At 37.1% G+C, this 20341-nt stretch carries 17 protein-coding genes and 1 pseudogene; all 18 read left to right on the top strand.

All coding sequences use genetic code 11. From position 1 onward, the window contains the following. Positions 1-26 precede the first annotated feature (26 nt). Positions 27-263, top strand: coding sequence for an NVEALA domain-containing protein (locus NBH01_RS04520; protein WP_234141050.1), 237 nt, complete (start codon positions 27-29; stop codon positions 261-263). Further along, positions 226-1299 (top strand): BF3164 family lipoprotein, encoded by a 1074-nt coding sequence (locus tag NBH01_RS04515; protein WP_250700012.1) that lies wholly within the window; start codon positions 226-228, stop codon positions 1297-1299. Before NBH01_RS04520 ends, NBH01_RS04515 begins: the two co-directional genes overlap by 38 nt. 218 nt (positions 1300-1517) lie before the next feature. Continuing rightward, entirely contained in the window at positions 1518-1781 is a 264-nt protein-coding gene (locus NBH01_RS04510) for an NVEALA domain-containing protein (RefSeq protein ID WP_053088270.1), read from the top strand. A gap of 12 nt (positions 1782-1793) precedes the next feature. Next, positions 1794-2828 carry a hypothetical protein gene (locus NBH01_RS04505; protein WP_065421888.1) on the top strand — a complete coding sequence of 345 codons (1035 nt, stop codon included), beginning with the start codon at positions 1794-1796 and terminating at the stop codon, positions 2826-2828. 178 nt (positions 2829-3006) lie between these two features. After that, on the top strand, positions 3007-3288 hold the full coding sequence (locus tag NBH01_RS04500; RefSeq protein ID WP_048693319.1) for an NVEALA domain-containing protein: 282 nt from the start codon (positions 3007-3009) through the stop codon (positions 3286-3288). Positions 3289-3298: 10 nt separating this feature from the next. Next, positions 3299-4282: a BF3164 family lipoprotein gene (locus tag NBH01_RS04495; RefSeq protein WP_048693316.1), complete on the top strand. Its 984-nt coding sequence runs from the start codon at positions 3299-3301 to the stop codon at positions 4280-4282. Between the two features lie 147 nt (positions 4283-4429). Beyond that, positions 4430-5308 (top strand): DUF1573 domain-containing protein, encoded by an 879-nt coding sequence (locus tag NBH01_RS04490; RefSeq protein ID WP_048693313.1) that lies wholly within the window; start codon positions 4430-4432, stop codon positions 5306-5308. A 14-nt stretch (positions 5309-5322) separates the two neighbouring features. Then, positions 5323-7335 carry a transglutaminase domain-containing protein gene (locus tag NBH01_RS04485; protein ID WP_234141054.1) on the top strand — a complete coding sequence of 671 codons (2013 nt, stop codon included), beginning with the start codon at positions 5323-5325 and terminating at the stop codon, positions 7333-7335. Further along, a complete protein-coding gene (locus NBH01_RS04480) occupies positions 7326-9206 on the top strand; it encodes a DUF5127 domain-containing protein (protein ID WP_195591705.1) in 1881 nt (626 codons plus the stop codon). Before NBH01_RS04485 ends, NBH01_RS04480 begins: the two co-directional genes overlap by 10 nt. Then, on the top strand, positions 9199-10074 hold the full coding sequence (gene lepB / locus NBH01_RS04475) for a signal peptidase I (RefSeq protein WP_048693306.1): 876 nt from the start codon (positions 9199-9201) through the stop codon (positions 10072-10074). Before NBH01_RS04480 ends, lepB begins: the two co-directional genes overlap by 8 nt. A 217-nt stretch (positions 10075-10291) precedes the next feature. After that, positions 10292-10609 (top strand): hypothetical protein, encoded by a 318-nt coding sequence (locus NBH01_RS04470; RefSeq protein ID WP_129654790.1) that lies wholly within the window; start codon positions 10292-10294, stop codon positions 10607-10609. A gap of 63 nt (positions 10610-10672) precedes the next feature. Beyond that, complete coding sequence (locus NBH01_RS04465) at positions 10673-11611, top strand: 6-bladed beta-propeller (protein ID WP_161800178.1); 939 nt, start codon at positions 10673-10675, stop codon at positions 11609-11611. A gap of 49 nt (positions 11612-11660) precedes the next feature. Continuing rightward, positions 11661-12107, top strand: a complete 447-nt coding sequence (locus NBH01_RS04460) for a hypothetical protein (protein WP_048693297.1) — start codon at positions 11661-11663, stop codon at positions 12105-12107. Positions 12108-12556: 449 nt separating this feature from the next. After that, positions 12557-12834: pseudogene (locus tag NBH01_RS04455) on the top strand (S26 family signal peptidase); the annotation flags it as partial. A 19-nt stretch (positions 12835-12853) separates the two neighbouring features. Then, positions 12854-14470 carry an O-antigen ligase family protein gene (locus tag NBH01_RS04450; RefSeq protein ID WP_074855494.1) on the top strand — a complete coding sequence of 539 codons (1617 nt, stop codon included), beginning with the start codon at positions 12854-12856 and terminating at the stop codon, positions 14468-14470. Between the two features lie 139 nt (positions 14471-14609). Beyond that, entirely contained in the window at positions 14610-15698 is a 1089-nt protein-coding gene (locus tag NBH01_RS04445) for an efflux RND transporter periplasmic adaptor subunit (RefSeq protein ID WP_250700009.1), read from the top strand. A gap of 26 nt (positions 15699-15724) precedes the next feature. Further along, positions 15725-18832, top strand: coding sequence for an efflux RND transporter permease subunit (locus tag NBH01_RS04440; protein ID WP_074855500.1), 3108 nt, complete (start codon positions 15725-15727; stop codon positions 18830-18832). Then, positions 18829-20328 carry a TolC family protein gene (locus tag NBH01_RS04435; RefSeq protein ID WP_072066782.1) on the top strand — a complete coding sequence of 500 codons (1500 nt, stop codon included), beginning with the start codon at positions 18829-18831 and terminating at the stop codon, positions 20326-20328. The genes NBH01_RS04440 and NBH01_RS04435 overlap by 4 nt, the downstream gene beginning before the upstream one ends. The last annotated feature ends 13 nt before the right edge of the window (positions 20329-20341 follow it).

Genomic DNA, 20341 nt, shown 5'->3' with positions numbered 1-20341 from the left:
AAATTAATCTTTAACGCAAAAGTAGTATGAAAAAAATTCTTTTTCTATTATGCATTATAGTAGCTGTTTTGTCTACTAAATATTTCGCTTCTCATAAAAGTGGGCAGAGTGTTTTGCTTCTATATAATATAGAAGCTTTGGCTGCTGCTGATGAGTATCCTCTCGTTAGCCATTGTTATGGGTCAGGGACCCTTGATTGTCCTGTAACTCATAGAAAGGTTGAATATATTGCTGGAGGGTATAGTCTTGAAGATCTTTATTAGCCTTCTTTTCTTTATCTGTATTTCTTGTGGAACAAGAAATAAGGAATATGCAGAGAATGTGTTTCCTTATTCTGAATTTCCACATGAGAAAGAGTTAAAGGGGGAGGTGATAAAGCTTGATACTGCCTTATTTCGTTGTCCATTCCGGATACGAGTTGAAGGGGATAAAGCCATTGTAATGGATTTGCATGGTATTGATTATTATGCTCATTTGTTTCAATATCCTAGCTTTCAATATTTATCTTCTTTTGGGAGGCGTGGTGATTCACCTACAGAAATGCTATCAATAGAGAATGTCCGTTTCTACAGTCATCAAGTATGGATATTAGATGCTAATAAAAGAGAATTAACGCGGTTAGGTTTTTCTTCATCCAGTGATTCGCTGCTCCGTGACGAAGCGGTAACATTGGGTGAAGATATTTTAAGACCGCTTGATTTTGCCATATATAATGATACTACCTTTATAATTCCTGATTATTCAGGTGAAAACCGTTTATGTACGGTAAATCGTAATGGGAGGTTAATTGGAAAGATTGGTACCATTCCAACGGTAAAGAAGAAGGTATTGCAAAATGCTCGACCGGCTTTAGCACAAGCATGGCGCAGTTTTCTTGATTATAATCCTCATAGCGGTGTATTGGCAATGGTTACTCAATTAGGTGAAGTGATTGAAGTGTATAATTTAAGAGATAGCACGTCTGTTATTCGTGTTGGAAAAAATGGTGAGCCTGAGTTTAAAATATCTGATGGGTATGGAATACCAACAGGAATTATGGGATTTAGTGATGTACAGGTTACAGATAGTGCTATTTATGTAGTATTTAATGGAACTACTTTTAAAGAGATTGCAAAGAATAACGGTCATCTTCCAGATGGGGGAAAGTATATCTATGTATTCAGTTTGAAAGGGGAACCACGATGTAAGTACTTACTTGACCATTATGTATATGGTATTTGGGTAGATGAATCTACTAAAACTATTATGGCGACGGATGTAAATAATGATCAACCAATAGTGGAGTTTTATTTTGGTTGAAGATGAGATCGTTAATTTAATTAAAAAGGAGCAGGGTGATGAATTGATTAATCTTGCCGGATTTTCTTCTACATCATCTGCTCCTTAACCACGTTAGAAAGGAGGTCAGGCAAAGATAGAAATAATATAGATTTGTGGCAAATGCGTTTTGCCGGATTTAGAGAAATAGTATAAATGAAAATATGTAAATAAAATAATTAAAATGAAAAAAGAAAATAATGAGTATTATTAGTCTTGTTGCTATTGTTATGGCTATAGGATATAATATATATTCTTCTCAAAAGAGATATGTAGTCTTATCAGATTTGGTATTGGCTAATGTAGAAGCTTTAGCGCAAGATGAAAATCCTCCTAAATTATACTCAGCAGTAAAAGGTACTCTTTCATCTAATGGAAGCTTGAAGAGAATAAACGATGATAACGGTAAGTGTATTTTTAAACTCCTTATAAATGTTTCGACTGCTGCTGATTGTAAAATGTAAAGTAATATTGATATGAAAAGAAGATGGCTAATATATTGTATTGTATTGTTTATTAGTGCTTGTAGTGAAAATGTAGAAAATAAAAAGATATTTATTTCAGATGTACCAACGGAGAAAATTCGTGGAACTTTATATTTATCAGAGAATGCAAGCTTAAATGTGTTTTATGATATATGTGCTAGTGATTCTTTTGTCTATTGTTTAGATTTTTACAATGATTCAATATTGAAAGTTTTTCCTAGTATCAATTCTTCTTCACTGATTGGATATTGTATGAAAGGTCAAGGACCAAATGATTTGCTTTTTCCTTTTTTTATGCGCAATTCATTTCAATCAAGAAATAATAAGATAAAATTAGTTGATTTGAATTCTTGGAGTGTGAAGGAAATCAATCCCTTCAATAATAACAGTTTGTCAAGAATAAATATTGATACTGTATTACCTTTACCGATAATGCCAGCCATAAAAGAGTATAATGAAACTGATTCTTGTATTTATGGAATAGACGCTGACATGCAGCATGGTTTGTTTTTCATATATAATAAAAATACTCAAGACATATCCTCTGTGGATTATTATTATGATGATAAGGAAATATCTAATAAATATTCTTCTAAAATAATGCCTTATCTATTTGAAAATCACCTGGTTGTTAATGAGCGTGCAGATGCGGTTTGCGTAGGTATGATTAATGTAAATGCTTTGTATTTATTTGATTTAACAGGAAATTTAAAAAAAGAACTGATTGTTGGAGATAAAATAACTTATCCAGAACCTGATCCGCAATATTTAGATTTTCCCAATGCAAAAAAATATTTTGTATCAATGACTGGTACTAACGATTTCTTGTATTGTTTATATAATGCAGATGCATCTGTATTCTCTAGTGTCTTTAAATTTGATTGGGAAGGAAATCTCTTATCAGTCATGCAAACTGATATGAAACTTGAGAAAATATCAGTTAATCCTACAAATAAATACATATATGGCATTAAAATGTCTGAGGAAGGGGGAAGTGATATTTTTAAATTTGATATGAGGAAATGATGATTAGATAAGAGATTATTAATTGTCAAGAAAAGAAAGGGGCAGGCTAATGATTTGTTAAATCTTGTCGGATTGATATACATTATCTTGCTCCTTAACTTCATAAAAATGAATTGTGGAAAAGATTTTCTGATTGAAGGGAAATTGGATATAAATAATTTATAAAAAATAGAGAAAAATGAAAAAGAAATTAATGGGTATCATTTCTATAGTTGCTGTTGCAGCAGTTGCAGGATATAATATGTATTCTTCGCGATCTGAAATAAGATTATCTGATTTGGCTTTAGCAAATGTAGAAGCTTTTGCACAAAATGAATCGAACCCCAATAAGCAAAAGTGCTATAGAAAGTGGAGAAAGGCATCTTCTCAAGATGCTTTGGCTATATGGGATTGGGTATGTCAAGATTGCGAATCATATTGGCTATTAGAGGCAGGGCAAAGAAATGAATGCTCAAAATAATGATTAATATATGAAGCCACACATTGTTGCATTGTTCCTTATGAGTATTCTTATATGTAGCTGTACTTCTCATAAGAAAGAACTTTTGTCTTTACCAGAACCTGCTGAAATTCATTCGGATAGTATTTTAGTACCTCCAGTAATATTATCTGCTACACGAATGTTTATAGCTCATGATATGTTGGTAATTTATGAACAACAGAAAGATACTTTGTTTTCTTTTTGGAAGTTGCCTCAGTGCCAATATTTATTTAGTGCGGGTTCTAAAGGAGAGGGACCTGATGAATTATTACTGTTAGATCGAGTTTTCGTTGAAACAGCTAATGGTTTTAAAACTTTCGAATTACCTTCAAATAAGATAAAGGATTTGAAAATTGATATCGTAGGTGATGGTAGACTAAAACTATATGCTGATAAACGTTTGGCGATAGACCAAATACCACTCAATCGTTTTACTTTTCTATCTGACAGTTCTTATTGTTTTTTATCTAATAATGAAGAATATGAATATACATTATTAGATAAAGAAAATAACATTCATTCGTTTAGTCCTTACCCTGATCTATTATATGGGAGAAATGAAGAAGCTAAAGCTTACTTATATAATAAGTTGCTTGTAGGTAAACCAGATGGTGAAAAGTTCGCATCTTTTTATGCTTATATTAAAATGATGAAGATTTATGATAAGAATGGAAATATGTTGAAAGAACTACTAATGGAACAACCTACTGACGTAACTAATGATGAAAGTAGATTTGCTTATTATTCAACTTTTCCATATGCTACTGATCAATATATATATGTATTAGCTAATGAATTGGATGGATGGAAATATTTACAAATATGGTCGTGGGAAGGTGTTCCAATTGCGCATTATATTTTAGACCAAAGTGTAGATACTTTTGTTGTTTCAGAGAAATATAAAAAAATATATGCTATCAGTAATGATAGAGATAATGTCATATATACTTATGAATTATATGACATATTTTGATCTATTGCTGATTATTAGAACCTAGAAAAACTAGAGTTACTAAAATTTTAACGATAGTAAATATATTATTCTTAATTGATACTACGGTTCAAACCTATGTAAAATACAATATAATAGTCTTGCAATAGTCAAATTTGAGTTGAAAAAATGATACGTTTAATGTCTTTGTTGTTTATAGCTATATTATTTGTATCTTGTAAAGAATCAGAACAAGATAGAATAGCTCGTTTGGTCAATGTATGGATTGGAAAGACCATTCAATTTCCTAGTCAGATGTGCCTTACTTCTTTTGTCAATGATACGGTTATAACGCAGTGCACAAGAAAACAATCTTCATATACAATTTTGAGCTATGTAGATACAATAGGGTGTACCAGTTGTAGATTACAATTGCCAAAATGGAAAGAAATGGTTGGATATCTAGATTCTATTTATCCTAATAGAGTAAATTTTTTAATGGTCTTTTATCCGAAAGAGAGAACAAAATTGATTAAATACTTAAGAAATGAACGGTTTGATCGTTTTGTATATATTGATGAAATGGACTCTTTAAATCTGATGAATAAATTTTTGCATGAAGAACATTTTTGTACATTTCTTCTTAACAAGGACGATAAAATAGTAGTAATAGGAAATCCTGTTCTTAACTCTAAGGTAAAGGAAATTTATTTAAATGTAATTTCTGGTGAAGTAATGCCCTCGTCAAATATAAATCAACCTTTGACTATCGCATCTTTGTCAAAAGATTCTGTCGATATAGGAAATTTCTCCTGGCGTGAAGAGCAGACTGTTGAGATTGTCGTTTCTAATTGTGGAAAAGTACCGTTAGTGATTAATGATGTAATAACCTCTTGTGGTTGTACTACTGTCGAATACTCAAAACAACCTGTACTAAAAGGTAAAGATTTAACTTTGAGAATAAAATATAAAGCAGAGCATCCCGAGCATTTTGATAAAACTATCATAGTACATTGTAATGCTGAAAAAGCGCCTTTTCGGTTGAAGATCAGTGGTAATGCAAAATAAGTAGCGCATAATATATGGCAAAGTATTGGAGAAATGTTCAATATATTCTTGTGATAATATTGATAATAGGGTTGGGATGGTTAGTCGTAAATAAAGAAAATTTCAAGGAAGAGTCTATATCTTCTTTGGAATTTGCTTTGCGTGTGGCAAAAAATAATCGTAGGGAGCTTGAAAAAGTGCTTTGTTATTATCAAAAGAATTTGGCAGATAGCCTGAAATATAAGGCCGCATGCTTTTTGATAGAAAATATGCCATATTATTCTTATACATACGGAGAGGAATTAGAGGAATATAAAAAATATTATGCATGGCTGAAGGGCAGTCATGGAAAAACACCTGAAGAAGTGGTGGACTCCATAATAAAAACGTTTGGTTCAATTGGAAAGTTAGACATAAAATATGATCTGCAGGAAATTGATTCAGCTTATTTATGTAGTAATATAGAATGGGCTTTTAAAGTTTGGCGTGAACAACCTTGGGGAAAGAACATATCATTCGATATGTTTTGTGAAAATTTGTTGCCTTATCGTATTGGTGATGAGTCTTTAGGCTATTGGCGTGAGATGTATTATGAGAAATATAATCAACTATTGGATTCATTAAAGATGTCTGATTCGCTAGATATAGAAGATCCGGTAGTAGCTGCTAATTATTTAATAAATAAATTGCCTGATAAGTGGCATTATTATACTTCAACGACTCCTTATTCTTTTGGGCATATCGGACCTGAGTATGTACAATACTTATCAGGAACGTGTCGTGAAGTGACTGACTTTGCGGTATATCTATTTCGGGCTTTGGGAATTCCTTGTGCTATTGATTTTGTTCCTGTACGTAGCTATGTTAATGCCGGGCATTTTTGGTTGGTAACATGGAATAAATATGGCGAAACATATATGGCTAATTTCCCGGAGAATTTGGGAATGGTTCGCAAAAATTGGTGGTATCGTTGGGATGATAGTCCCAAAGTGTATAGATATGCTTTTGATATAAACAAAGAATTATATGAGCGAATGGCGCAATATAATGAAAAGGTATATCCATTTTGGAGTTTACCGAAATTTATGGATGTTACTTATGAATATGCTTACTCTTTTGAAAAGGAACTGGTTATTCCATTGGAAAAACTTTATAAGAATAAAAGTAATGGGAGAATAGCTTATTTATGTGTTACTAATAGAGATAACTGGATACCCATTGATTGGACTGAATATGACGCACAGCATCTGGCTTTTCGAAATGTTCGAAATGGTACGCTTATGAGGGTGGCTACTTATGAAAATGGTACTTTGAACTTTTTGACTGATCCTTTTTATGTGGATAAACAGAAGAATGAGCAGCATTATTTCTCTGTCGAAGGAGATACACAAGATGTGGTATTGTATGCTAAATGTAATATAGACGGAGAAAATATGTTCCGTGACCGAATGATAGGGGGTGTTTTTGAAGGCAGTAACCAACTGGATTTTGCAGTAAGCGATACCTTGTTTATCATACAGTGTAAACCTGATCGTTTGAATACGACAGTAAGAAGTTCTTCAAATAAAGAATATCGTTATATCAGATATGTAGGTCCTCCCGGAGGATTATGTAATGTGGCTGAAGTTGCATTTTATGAAAAAAATGATGCTCTTCCATTGTCTGGGAAAATTATAGGAACTCCCGGATGCTATCAACATGACGGGACGCATGAATATACAAATGTGTTTGATGGAAAAACGTGGACTTCTTTTGATTATTTTAAATTTTCCGGGGGATGGGCAGGACTTGATTTGGGTAGAAAGGTGCAGATAGACCGTATTGTATATACTCCGCGCAACAGGGATAATTATATTCGTCCTGGTGATATCTACGAGTTGTATTATTGTGACCGATATTGGAAATCCGCCGGAAGAGTTAAAGCTACAGTTGATTCATTAGTATACAGAGGGATTCCCCAGAATGCACTTTTGTTCTTACGTAACCATACGCGCGGCGTAGATGAGAGAGTCTTTGTTTATGAAAAAGGAGAGCAACTATGGAAATAAGACTTAAAATTAAACTAGTTGTGCTGTGGAGGACAATCATTCTATTGGGAATTATTTTCTTGTTATCTGCTTGTTTCCATTTGGAGAAGGAGGCTATACCTTCTATTGGTATTGTTCCTGATGAACATACGTTATTGGCGATTACACCTGAATTTTCTATAAAAATGGCAGGAGATACATTGAATAAACATTATCTACGATTGAAGTCCGGAAGGATATTTCCAGTGGCAGGGATTTTGCAGGTAGATGGTAGGACCTATCGTTTTATGGGAGGAGACTCTTTACGTATATCCCCTATAGCTTCTCTTGCAAATGACAGCGTCAGTTGGTCAGGAAAATATTCTTATTTGTTTCCTGGAAAAGGGTGGGAGCAAAAGGAATATGATGATTCTTTTTGGGAAGAAGGAAATGCTGCTTTTGGACCTGTAAAAGGAAATTCTAAGATTCGTACCGCTTGGGGGGCGGAAAATATATATGTCCGCAGGCATATTAAGATTGATAATAAAGATGCTTTGGAAGGGCATAAAATTTACGTCTGTTATATTTGCGATGATCAGATAAAACTTTTTTGGAATGGAGATTTTTTATTTGAAAAAGGAATAACATATCAAACGAAATGTGGACGTTTAACAGATGAAGCTATTGCTCATATTGGTAATGGAACAAATGTTTTGGCAGCTTATGGACGTAACACAGGAGGTCCTGCGTTGTTAGATTTTGGTCTGTATATTGAAAATAAAACTTATAGTGAAGCAGATATGGCCCTATTGAAGCAAATAGATGTACAAGCTACTCAAACTCATTATGTATTTCAATGTGGGGATGTAGAACTTCAGATTGATTTTGTTTCACCTTCTTTGTCAGAGAAGTGGAATATGACAGGATGGCCTGTCGGTTTCCTTTCCTATCAAGTTCATGCAGAAGATAAAAAGGAGCATACAGTGGAAATTTTGTTCGATGTGGATATGGAATGGATGTTTGGTAGGAGGAAGATTGATAGTTGGGTTGAACAAGAGTGGCGGTTTGTCAAGTCTGATAGTTTAAATTTAGGTATGACGGCGGATGGAACATCGTTTTCATGCGATGATAGTCATGTTGTTCTGTCTCAAAAGTTGTGTGCAGAAAATGGAAATAAAGGCATATTGTTAATAGGATACGGAGAAGGGCAGAGGATACATTATGTTGGTGAGCTTTTACAACCTCTTTGGAATGACAATGGAAAAGGAGAGGTTAAAGAATTAATGAAGGCTGTCGGAAACAGGTATCAGAAACTTAAGGAAGAATGTAATAATTTGGATAATCTGTGGAATAATAAAGCATTTCAAGTGGGTGATAAGACATTTGCAGAACAGATTCTTCCTTCATATCGTAATTTTATTTCTTCCCATAGGTTTGTGTTATCTTCGGATAATAAGTCATTCTGCTTCGGAGATACTTTGGGTAATGTTAGAGATGCTTATAGGAATTTTCCTGCTTTGTTATTTTTTAATCGTGTTGATTGGATGAAAAGTTTATTAAATCCAATATTTGAATATTGTGAAGATAAACATTGGAAAAGAAAATATCCGCCTTACGATATTGGATTATATCCGGTTGCAAGCAAACAAATAAAAGTGGATAATTGTGCTGAAGAGGCTGCTGCAAATATGTTGATGATGATGGTTGCTATTGTGGAGGCAGAACAAGATTTCAGTTATGCTGAATTGCATTGGAGTCATTTGTGTTTGTGGGCAAATTATCTGGAAGAAAAGATGAAAGGTGAAGTTCTTCCTTCTATTGAGTTATTAGATGCAAATGACAAACGTGTGAAATGTGTGCTGGGATTGATGGCTTATCATAAATTGATTCAACTAAAAGATGCATATGAATAAAGTGAAGAAATTTCTAGCAATAATAGAGAATTCAATATTCATGATATTCTGCATGATAGTAATTTTGTTCTTGGTACAGTTATTCTGTTTCACATCGTTTAAAATTCCATCAGATTCTATGGGACCTGCATTAAAAGATGGAGATAGAATATTGGTTAATAAAATGATAAAAGGAGCCAGATTGTTTAATGTGTTTGCTGCTTTGGATAACAAAGATGTTACTATTTACCGGATGCCGGGATTGGGGCATTTTAAAAGAAATGATGTACTGGTTTTTAATTTTCCTTATCAGATGAATCGGTGGGATAGCATCCGGATGAACGTAATGCAGTATTATGTGAAACGTTGTATAGCTTTGCCTGGGGATACATTGGAAATCAGAGGAGGATTTTATAAAGTGCGTGGATGTCGCGAACAGTTGGGAAATTATGAAGCTCAGCAATATCTTGCCGGACTACAGCAACCGGAAAAACAAGGAATCGTAGTAGGAACATTTCCTTATGATCAAAGGCTAGGATGGAATATTCGAGAGTTCGGGCCATTGCCTATCCCACAAAAGGATCAGATTGTAATAATGAACCATACTACTTATCTTTTATACAGACAACTGATCGCATGGGAGCAAAAGAAAAAAATAGAACTAAAACAAGGACAGGTGTTTATTGGTGATAGTCTTATTCATCAGTATTGCTTTAAAAAGAACTATTATTTTGTATCGGGGGATAATATGGCTAATTCGCAGGATTCCAGATATTGGGGCATGTTGCCAGAAGAATATATTGTAGGTAAAGCTACCTGGGTTTGGTATTCAAAAGAAAGGTATACAGAGAATGTGCGTTGGAAAAGGATAATGAAGAGAATTGGCTAAGATTTAGAAATAAATAATGGATGGAAATATAATAAATTATGGAAAATAGAATATGCTAATATTGTGTCACTCTGATGAAATGTCAGAGAGGCTTATAAGAATTTTCCTATTTTGTTGTTTTTTCAATCGTATTGATTGGATGAAAAGTTTATTGAATCCTGTTTTTTTATTGAAAAATATGTATTTATATTATAGTTATTATTTAAAAATTAGTGTTATGAAAAAAGTAAATGTATTGCTAGCTATTTGTGTTGCTGTTTTTAGTGTGTATTCATGGGCTTATTGTAGCAAAAGCTCGACTAATTCTCTTTTTAGTTTAATGGATATAGTTAATATTGAAGCTTTGGGAACTCCTGAGACCGGAACAGCTACATGCTCTATTAGTTATGACTGTATAAATTCGTCGGGCCAAAGAGACGGTGAAGTTAAGTGTACGGGGACTGAAAAATGTCATCGAGGGATTGATAAGAGTGGCACTATCATAATAAAAGAGAAGCGATGGGTTGAATGTGACGGATTGAAAACATATTGCTAAATAAATAGAAAAATGAGGCTGATTATATTGTGTATTTGTACTCTTTTATTTGTGTTTAATATCATGAGTTGCAAAGAGGAAAGAAACTTAATGGAACTTGAATGTTCTCTATTTTCCTCTTTTAGAACTTATCCTGATTCAACTTTTTTTAAGAGTATTTCATGCTTATATTTTGAGGATGGTAAACTTTATATGTTTGATCCGTCAAGGGCTGATGTCGCTATTCTGGATATTGATAAAGATACTTTCTATACTGTTGGCAAATTTGGAGAAGGCCCTAAAGAAGTGGTATCGCCAACAGGATTTTATGTACAGAAGGATACTATTGGCATCTTAGATGCTGGTTCAATGGCTTTGAAATTTTATGATGGGAAGGGATTCATAGAATCAGTATCGGTTCCAACATGTAATGAATTTCGTTTCTTTATAGAAAATGACACTATTTATGCAACAACAATGACTGATAGTTCATGTTATGTTAAGACTGAAAGAAATTGGGACCGTATAAATAGTGGCGACATACAATTTTGTGGGGAGGTATTTTCTATAACTGAACATACAGATATGAATATATTACGTAATCAACGCCATCTAGTAAAAGGTGAAGATTGTTTGTATGCTATATGTCCAAGTTATCCTGTAATAGAAAAATATGATTTGCATGAAAATAGACTACTTGCTTCATGTGATCTCTCAGATATTAATATTATTAAAAATAATCTATCTTATATAAAGCAGAAAAATATATCTTCTAGAAGCTTTTTTACATATTTATGCGATGCTTATTGGAATAAAGATAAATTATATTTGTTGTGTGCTACTTGGGAAAAAGGATATGAAGTAAATACTATTCTTGTTCTAGACTCGGCTTTAACCCCATCTTATGTTTGTCGTTTGCCTGGTAAAATATATAATACGATTTGTGCTAATGAAAATTATATTTATGCAATGAATTATGAGCAGTGTGCTATGGAAATATATAAGATTAATATGCCTTTTTAGTTTTTTTCTTTGTTTGTTTCCTAATTGTAATAGCAATAAAAAAAATAAAATGGTAGAGCAAAATATTTCATCTTTGTTGAATCAGGATGTTGATAGGCTGAAAGGAAGGCAAATTCTTTCTTTGGATTCTGTAGTGGGGGAGACTGAAAAGTGTGTAATTGTATATATTTTTAATTATTATGACTGTGAGACATGCATAGATAAAGGCTTTGAAATAGTAAACCTCATTGATAATAGTAAAAAAAGAGAATATGTAAAAGTAATTGTAAGTATGTTTCATGAAGTTACGTCTACTCAAAAAAGGAATTCATATAGAGGGTTTATTTATAAAGACAAGAATGATTTAATAAGAAAAGAATTGAGGTATATACCGACTCCTGTTATGATAATTGTTGATAATAATTGTCGAATAAGAGATGCGTGTATATTCGAAATATCACAAGATAAAAAACAATTAGATGACTTTATTAAGAAATGTCTTTCTATTGATGATTAGTTTACATTCTTTTCGAAATGATGGAGGTGATTTTACGATTTATTAACATTGAATTGTACTGACATAGACTCAAAAATGGCACGTTTCTTCAAAACAACGTCCCTTTGATTTTAAAGAAATGTGCCATTCTTGAGTAAACGTCAAAATATTGTATAGGAAGAGAGTTGATTTGTACAGTCGTTCTGCTTTAATAAAAAATTGAGAAATGGCATAGGGATACAAGTTACAGACCCGTCCTCTGTTCTAGTGGAAGGGACTTTAGGTATCATAAAAACCTGATAACGAGCTTCGAACCTGCCGTTTCGATATATGGCTTTGAGGACAAATTATACAAGAGAATGATTTACCTACTCTATATTGAATTATGCCGATGTAATGTGGTACATATTTGTGGATTACAATTATTAGCTAGAAGGAGATAATAGAGGGATTAGATTCAATTAATCTTATATTTTTTATATAGACAACTGATCGCATGGGAACAAAAGAAAAAATAGAACTAAAAGAAGGATAGGTGCTTATTGGTGATAGCCTTATTCATCAATACCGTTTTGAAAAGAACTATTATTTTGTATCTGGTGATAATTTGGCGAATTCACAAGATTCCCGTTATTGGGGAATGTTGTCGGAAGAATATATTGTAGGTAAAGCTACCCGTATTTGGAACTCAAAAGAAAAATATACCGATCAGATACGTTGGGAACGGATTTTAATGAAGATCAAATAAAGATGGGAGATGATAGAAGATGTTATTACAGAATAAATATATCGTTCATTTATTAATGCTGTTTGGAGTCATTGCGCTTTTAAGTGTTGTGACTGTTTCATCTTATACTATTGCGGTTGGAGATATGGCATATCAGAAGCTATATTTGGGGCGTGTGACTATTGTATTTGTAATATGTAGTCTTATTTCTTTATGTTTAGATAAAAAGGGAAATACTTTTTATTTATCAGTCGTTTGGTCTCTTATTATATTAGGTGGGGTTGAAGCTGTTTGGGGATTAAGGCAGATATACGGTTTAGCTGTTTCTAATCATTCATTATATGCGCTTACAGGTTCTTTCTACAATCCGGGGCCTTATTCCGGATACTTAGCAATGGTATTTCCTATTTGTTTGAGTGAATGGTTGAATCTAAAAAAGGTGAAGAAACGTACTTGGATCGAGCAAAGTAAATATTGTGTGGCTTTAGGAGTCTTGCTGTTAATTCTTTGTGTTTTACCGGCAGGTATGAGCCGTTCGGCATGGATGGCTGTTGCAATTTCTGGGATATGGGTATATGCTACATACCGTTCATGGGGAACTAGTTTAAGGAAGATAGGCCGAAAATATAAGAAAAGAGTATTTCCGGCTATTATTGCCGGGGGAATGGTATTGATAATAGTTGGTTATTCTCTTTTTCAATTAAAAGTAGATTCGGCTAATGGACGTCTGTTAATTTGGAAAGTGAGTGTTATGGCTATTGTGGAAAAACCTTTCCTTGGACATGGTACTGGAAACTTTGCATCGGCTTATGGAATGGCTCAGGAAAAATATTTCTCCCAAAAAGAGTTTACATCTACAGAAGAATTAGTAGCTGGAAGTCCTGAATACGCTTTTAATGAATATCTGCAAATAGCTGTAGAATATGGAGTCTTATTTCTATTGGTTGTGTTATTGATTATTGTTTTTTGCCTTTGGATAGGAATAACAGAGAAAAGACTAAGTGCATGTGCTGGTTTGATTTCTGTTTTAGTATTTGCATTTTCATCTTATCCAATGCAAATACCCGGATTTGCTATAGCATTCTATTTTTTATTGGCTGCTTGTGTAGTGGGTTCTTCACGGTTACAAATATTGTTCTTTATTATAATGATTGCTTTATTGGGAAGTTACTATTGGAAATATAATCAGTATAATGCTTGTGAAGAATGGTTTAGGTATAAAATGCACTATAATATAGGCGCATTTCGTTTAGCCAAAGAAGGGTATGAGAAAATTTATCCGGAATTGAATGATAGGGGAGCATTTTTGTTTGAATATGGACATTCTTTACATAAGTTGAAAGAATATAATAGTTCTACAGCAATTTTGAAAGAGGCAATGGCACATAGTTGCGATCCTATGATTTTGAACATAATAGGAAAGAATTATCAGGCTATAGGAAAATATGAAAAGGCTGAAGAGTATTTCATACGATCTACTCATCGGCTTCCGGGAAGAATTTATCCATATTACTTGTTGGCAAAGCTTTATGCGGAACCGGAATATCGACATCCGGAGAAATTAAAACAGGCGGTTCAGATTGTATTGACGAAGGAACCAAAGGTACAATCGACTGCAATAAGGGAGATGAGAGAAGAAGTGAAACTGCTAAAATAAATGGGTGAAGAAAAAAATGACTGTACAAACTTGATTATTAGATATTTTTGTCTAAATTTGGCAAACATGATACAAACTTACATACAGTATACAAGAAATTATATGTGAGATAATTAGAATAAACAAACCAATAAATACGATGAAAAATAATTCTACATGGATTTTATTGTGCCTTGCATGTATGATGACGCTCTCTTGTTCCGACAAGAAGAATACTGCAGATGAATCAGAGAAAGGTGTCTCCACAGTCCTTCCGGATACGAAGAATGAAGTAGCTGTTCAGATATTAAAGAAGCGTGATTTTCATCACGAACTGATGAGTAACGGCAAAATCAGTGCCCGTGGCAAAGCCGATCTGCGTTTTGAAACCGGTGAAGTCATCGCTCATATCTATGTGAAGAATGGCGACCGTGTACAGAAAGGGCAGAAGCTGGCTGATCTGGATAAATTCCGTCTGGAACAGAAGTTATCCCAGTCGGAAGATGCTTTGCTGAAAGCCGAACTGGAATTGAAAGACGTACTGATCGGGCAGGGATATTCTTCTGACGACTTTAGTAAAGTCCCTGCCGAAACAATGAAAATCGCCAAAGTAAAAAGCGGGTATGAACAGTCGAAATCCCAGTATGAACTGGCGAAAAGAGAGATGGAGCATGCTACGTTGATTGCTCCTTTTGACGGTGTGGTAGCCAATTTATTTTCGAAGCCTTATAATCCGGCAAATACTGCTGAAGCATTCTGTACTATTATCGATTCCAAAGGAATGGAAGCTGATTTCACAGTGCTGGAAAATGAGCTCGCTTTTATCAGGATGGGAGATAAAGTGGTAATTACTCCTTATGCCGGAGGAGATGCGTTTGAAGGCAGTGTGTCAGAAATAAATCCATTGGTAGATGCCAACGGCATGGTGAAAGTGAAAGCATTGGTAAATGCGGGAGGAAAACTGTTCAGCGGAATGAATGTAAGGGTAAGTGTCCGCCGTTCGCTGGGAGAGCGGCTGGTTATTCCGAAGAGTGCCGTTGTATTGCGTTCCGGCAAACAAGTGGTATTTACCCTGAAAGACGGCAAGGCAATGTGGAATTATGTGAATACGGGACTGGAGAATGCGACAGAATGTGTCGTCTCCGACAAGTCGCAGAAAGGCATTGAGGATGGTCTGCTGGAAGGAGATACGGTGATTGTCACCGGAAATCTGAATCTGGCGCATGAGGCGGAAGTCTATGTTAAATGAAGAATTAAGAATTAAATAATGAATCTATGATAAAATTCTTAATTCAGCGCCCTATTGCCGTATTGATGGCCTTTACCGCCTGTTTCATCATCGGACTGGTGACGTACTCTACGCTACCTATATCGCTGCTTCCCAATATCGCTATTCCTGAGATTACGGTACAGGTGGCGTCTGCCAATACCTCTGCCCGGGAATTGGAAAACACGATTGTCAAACCTTTGCGGGGGCAGCTGATTCAGGTCTCTACCCTGAAGGATATTCATAGTGAATCGAGAGACGGGGCGGGCATTATCCGCTTGTCATTTGAATATGGAACGAATACGGACCTTGCCTTTATCGAGGTAAATGAGAAGATAGATGCCGCCATGAACTATCTTCCGAAAGAAGCGGAACGCCCGAAGGTAATCAAAGCGAGTGCAACGGATATTCCCGTATTCTATCTGAATCTGACACTGAAGAATGACAGTGCTTACGGAGCTACGGAACAACAATCCTTCCTTGAATTGTGTGAGTTTGCCGAGTCTGTCATCAAGCGCAGGATAGAGCAGCTTGAAGAAGTTGCCATGGTGGACGTGACCGGAATTTTGGAACGACAGGTACAAATTGTGCCCGACAAGGACAAGCTCGCCATGATGGGACTCTCCATTGGAGATATCGAATCGGCTTTATCTTCTAATAATGTGGAACCGGGCAGCATGACAGTGCGAGACGGGTATTATGAATATAATATTAAATTCTCGACATTGCTGCGTACGGCGGAGGATGTGGAAAATATCTATCTGCGTAAGGGCGACCGCATCGTACAGTTAAAAGACTTCTGCAAAGTAAGCGTCGTACCTGTAAAGGAAAAAGGAGTATCCCTGTCCAATGGCAAACGGGCGGTGAGCCTTGCCGTCATCAAACAGGCGGATGAGAACATGGATAAGATGAAGCAGGCGCTGGTAGGCACGATGACCTATTTTCAGTTAGTATACCCGGAGATCGATTTCAGCATCAGCCGTAATCAGACGGAACTGCTGGACTACACCATCTCTAATCTGCAACAGAATCTCTCCCTGGGCTTTCTCTTTATTTGTCTGGTAGCGGTTCTGTTTCTGGGAGATGTAAAGTCTCCTTTGGTTATCGGACTCAGTATGGTGGTGTCCATCGTGATCAGCTTTGTCTTTTTCTACCTTTGCAATATGTCTCTCAATATCATTTCTCTTGCCGGATTGATCCTGGCATTGGGAATGATGATTGACAGTTCGATTATTGTGACTGAGAATATATCGCAATACCGTGAACGGGGATACTCCTTGCGCCGTGCCTGTGTGACGGGAACCAGTGAAGTGGTCACCCCCATGCTGAGCTCTTCTCTGACGACTATTGCTGTCTTTGCCCCGCTGATTTTTATGAGCGGTATTGCAGGCGCTATTTTCTTTGATCAGGCTTTTTCTGTCACTGTAGGACTAATGGTGTCTTATCTCACCGGTATCATGCTGCTTCCCGTACTTTATCTGCTGGTTTACCGGACAGGTGTCCGCACCCGGAAATGGAAGTGGCTTTCTTTCAAAATTAATAACCCGATCAAGGACCACACGCTAGACCGATTCTATGATGCGGGTGTCGACTGGGTATTCCGCCATAAAACGTTCAGTGTACTGTTCTGTGTGATTTCCATTCCGCTTTGCATATTCTTCTTTTTCTTTATAGACAAAGAACGGATGCCCGATATCGAGGAGAATGAACTGATCGCCCGGATAGAATGGAATGAGAATATCCATGTGGATGAAAACAAACGACGGGTGGATGAACTTTTCAAGGAACTGAAAGATGAAGTACTGGAGCAAACAGCCTCTATCGGTAGACAGGACTTCATCCTCAATCGGGAACGGGAACTGTCTTCTTCCGAAGCGGAACTTTATTTCCGTACGGAGACTTCCGACGCTATTGCTCCTTTGGAACAGACGGTATACCGGAAACTGAAGGAACGTTATCCACTCTCTGTCATCTCTTTCTCTCCGCCGGAAACGGTCTTTGAGAAACTCTTTGTGACGGGTGAACCGGATGTGGTGGCGGAATTTTACACCCGTAATAAAGCGGAAGCCCCCAAAGCGGAAGCAATCCGCAGCATGGAACAGGAACTGGGACGAAAAACCGGAATCAATCCGACAGGTATCGCCTTCGAAAACCAGTTGAATCTGAGTATCAGTAAAGAGAAACTCTTGCTCTACCGTGTTTCCTACAACGAACTGTATCGGGTACTGAAAACGGCTTTCCGGGAAAACAGTGTGACGATGCTGCACTCTTATCAGCAATATTTGCCGATCAACATTGCCGGGGATGAAAAGACTGTGAACGAGGTGTTGCAGGAAACACTGGTGCAGACGCAACCGGACAACCGTGGGAATGTCGATTTTATCCCGCTTCGGGAATTGATCAACGTAGCTCCCGCCGAAGACTTGAAAAGTATTACTTCCGGACGTAATGGCGAGTATGTCCCGTTCGACTTTTACGGCGTGCAGGATGCGAACCGGCTGATGCGTGAAGTGAAACAGGTGGCGGAGGAAACAGGGGACTGGGATACGGGCTTCTCCGGCAGTATCTTCTCCAACAAGGAGATGCTGGATGAACTGGTCGTGATTCTGTTGATCTCACTGCTGCTGATGTATTTCATTCTTGCCGCACAGTTCGAGAGTTTTCTGCAGCCGTTGCTGGTACTGGCGGAAATCCCGATTGATGTGGCATTTGCCTTACTCTTGCTTTGGATATGCGGGCATACGCTGAATCTGATGTCTGCCATCGGTCTGATTGTGACCTGTGGTATTGTAATCAATGACTCTATTCTGAAACTGGATGCGATCAATGAACTGCGCAAGGCAGGCGTTCCTTTGCTGGAAGCTATTCACGAAGCAGGCCGCAGGCGTCTGCGTCCGATTATCATGACTTCGCTGACGACCATCTTTGCCATGGTGCCGTTGCTGTTCTCCTCGGATATGGGATCGGAACTGCAAAAGCCGTTGTCTATCGCCATGATAGGCACGATGTCCATCGGTACGGCGGTCAGCCTCTTTATCATACCGCTGCTTTACTGGTTTATCTATCGGGGAAAAAGCGGGAATCACAAACCAAATGAAAAACATGTTGAATTATGAAGAAATCATCCGTTCTTTTTGTATTGATGGCAGCATCGGGGATATGTTTCTCTTCAGTATATGCCCAGAAACGTCTGGTGCTGGACTTGAACCAGACTATCGCTTTAGCTAACGACAGTTCGCTGGAGTCATTCCGCACACAAAATATGTATCTGTCCGGTTATTGGGAATACCGGACGTACCGGGCAAACCGTTTGCCGAGTCTGACAATGGACCTTACCCCGGCACAATATAACCGGGATATCACGAAACGTTATGATTCGGGACAGGACCTGGATGTCTACCGTACGCAACAGTCATATTATGCCTATGGAGGATTAAGTGTCCGTCAAAATCTGGACCTGACCGGAGGTACGTTCTATCTGGAGTCGAACCTTGCCTATATGCGTAATTTCGGGGATAATAGTGCGACGCAGTTTACCAGCGTCCCGATACGGCTCGGTTATTCGCAGAGCCTGGTCGGGTATAATCCTTTCAAATGGGACCGGAAGATCGAACCGCTGAAATACGAGCGTGTGAAAAAGGAATTTCTTTATAATGTGGAAAAGGTTTCGGAAACGGCGACGAATTATTTCTTTTCGCTGGCGATGGCGCAGGCGGAATACAAACTGGCAAAGGAAAACCTCGCATCTACGGATACTTTGTACCGCATCGGACAGCAACGGCACCGGATCGCCGCTATTTCACAGGCGGACCTGTTGACTTTAAAGCTGGATAAAGTGAATGCACAGAATACATTGCAGAATAGGGCAAGCGCCTTGAAACGGGCAATGTTCTCACTGGCATCTTTTCTGAATCTGGATAAGAATACCCAGATCGAACTGGAGCTTCCTTCACGCCCAAGTATGATGGAGATTCCGGTGGATGAGGCTTTGAGATGGGGAAGGAGCAATAATCCGCAGTTGCTGGAACTGAAGCAGAATGTACTGGAAGCGGAGCGGAATGTGGACAGAACAAAGAAGGAATCCCGTTTCAATGCCAGCGTGAATGCCAGTATCGGTTTCAACCAGGTGGCGGAAAGCTTCGGAGATGTGTATCATAAACCGATGCAGCAGGACTTGGTAGCGGTCAGCGTATCGATTCCGCTGCTGGACTGGGGCGTTCGTAAGGGCAAATACAACATGGCACGGAATAATCTGAATGTAGTGAAGATTTCGGCACGTCAGGATGAGATCAGTATTGAGGAGGAAGTCATCATGACGGTGAGTGATTTTAATATCCAGCAGCAGTTGATTGCCAGTGCGGAAGAAGCGCTGGACCTGGCGATACTGGCTTATAATGAGACAAGGCAACGTTTTATTATCGGTAAAGCGGATATTAATAGTCTGACGCTTTCGCTCAACAGGCAGCAGGAGGCGCAGCGCAACTACATTTCTGCCTTGCAGAACTACTGGCTGAATTATTATAAAATACGTCGTCTGACTTTATTCGATTTTGCTACGAAGCTTTCTCTTTCGGATCGTTTCGACTTTAATGGAGGAAGACTGATCAGATAACAGTGAGGAATCG

It is taken from the genome of Bacteroides sp. B1-V-101 (assembly GCF_023656585.1).
GTDB lineage: Bacteria > Bacteroidota > Bacteroidia > Bacteroidales > Bacteroidaceae > Bacteroides > Bacteroides thetaiotaomicron.
This window is presented reverse-complemented; position numbering and strand designations above follow the sequence as displayed.

What these genes read in the sequence shown, in the direction of transcription:
- NBH01_RS04435 (WP_072066782.1), top strand. Translation starts at nt 18,829, where the DNA reads ATGAAGAAATCATCCGTTCTTTTTGTATTGATGGCAGCATCGGGGATA.
- NBH01_RS04495 (WP_048693316.1), top strand. Translation starts at nt 3,299, where the DNA reads ATGAAGCCACACATTGTTGCATTGTTCCTTATGAGTATTCTTATATGT.
- lepB (WP_048693306.1), top strand. Translation starts at nt 9,199, where the DNA reads ATGAATAAAGTGAAGAAATTTCTAGCAATAATAGAGAATTCAATATTC.
- NBH01_RS04470 (WP_129654790.1), top strand. Translation starts at nt 10,292, where the DNA reads ATGAAAAAAGTAAATGTATTGCTAGCTATTTGTGTTGCTGTTTTTAGT.
- NBH01_RS04505 (WP_065421888.1), top strand. Translation starts at nt 1,794, where the DNA reads ATGAAAAGAAGATGGCTAATATATTGTATTGTATTGTTTATTAGTGCT.
- NBH01_RS04450 (WP_074855494.1), top strand. Translation starts at nt 12,854, where the DNA reads ATGTTATTACAGAATAAATATATCGTTCATTTATTAATGCTGTTTGGA.
- NBH01_RS04500 (WP_048693319.1), top strand. Translation starts at nt 3,007, where the DNA reads ATGAAAAAGAAATTAATGGGTATCATTTCTATAGTTGCTGTTGCAGCA.
- NBH01_RS04485 (WP_234141054.1), top strand. Translation starts at nt 5,323, where the DNA reads ATGGCAAAGTATTGGAGAAATGTTCAATATATTCTTGTGATAATATTG.
- NBH01_RS04520 (WP_234141050.1), top strand. Translation starts at nt 27, where the DNA reads ATGAAAAAAATTCTTTTTCTATTATGCATTATAGTAGCTGTTTTGTCT.
- NBH01_RS04445 (WP_250700009.1), top strand. Translation starts at nt 14,610, where the DNA reads ATGAAAAATAATTCTACATGGATTTTATTGTGCCTTGCATGTATGATG.
- NBH01_RS04465 (WP_161800178.1), top strand. Translation starts at nt 10,673, where the DNA reads ATGAGTTGCAAAGAGGAAAGAAACTTAATGGAACTTGAATGTTCTCTA.
- NBH01_RS04480 (WP_195591705.1), top strand. Translation starts at nt 7,326, where the DNA reads ATGGAAATAAGACTTAAAATTAAACTAGTTGTGCTGTGGAGGACAATC.
- NBH01_RS04460 (WP_048693297.1), top strand. Translation starts at nt 11,661, where the DNA reads ATGGTAGAGCAAAATATTTCATCTTTGTTGAATCAGGATGTTGATAGG.
- NBH01_RS04510 (WP_053088270.1), top strand. Translation starts at nt 1,518, where the DNA reads ATGAGTATTATTAGTCTTGTTGCTATTGTTATGGCTATAGGATATAAT.
- NBH01_RS04440 (WP_074855500.1), top strand. Translation starts at nt 15,725, where the DNA reads ATGATAAAATTCTTAATTCAGCGCCCTATTGCCGTATTGATGGCCTTT.
- NBH01_RS04490 (WP_048693313.1), top strand. Translation starts at nt 4,430, where the DNA reads ATGATACGTTTAATGTCTTTGTTGTTTATAGCTATATTATTTGTATCT.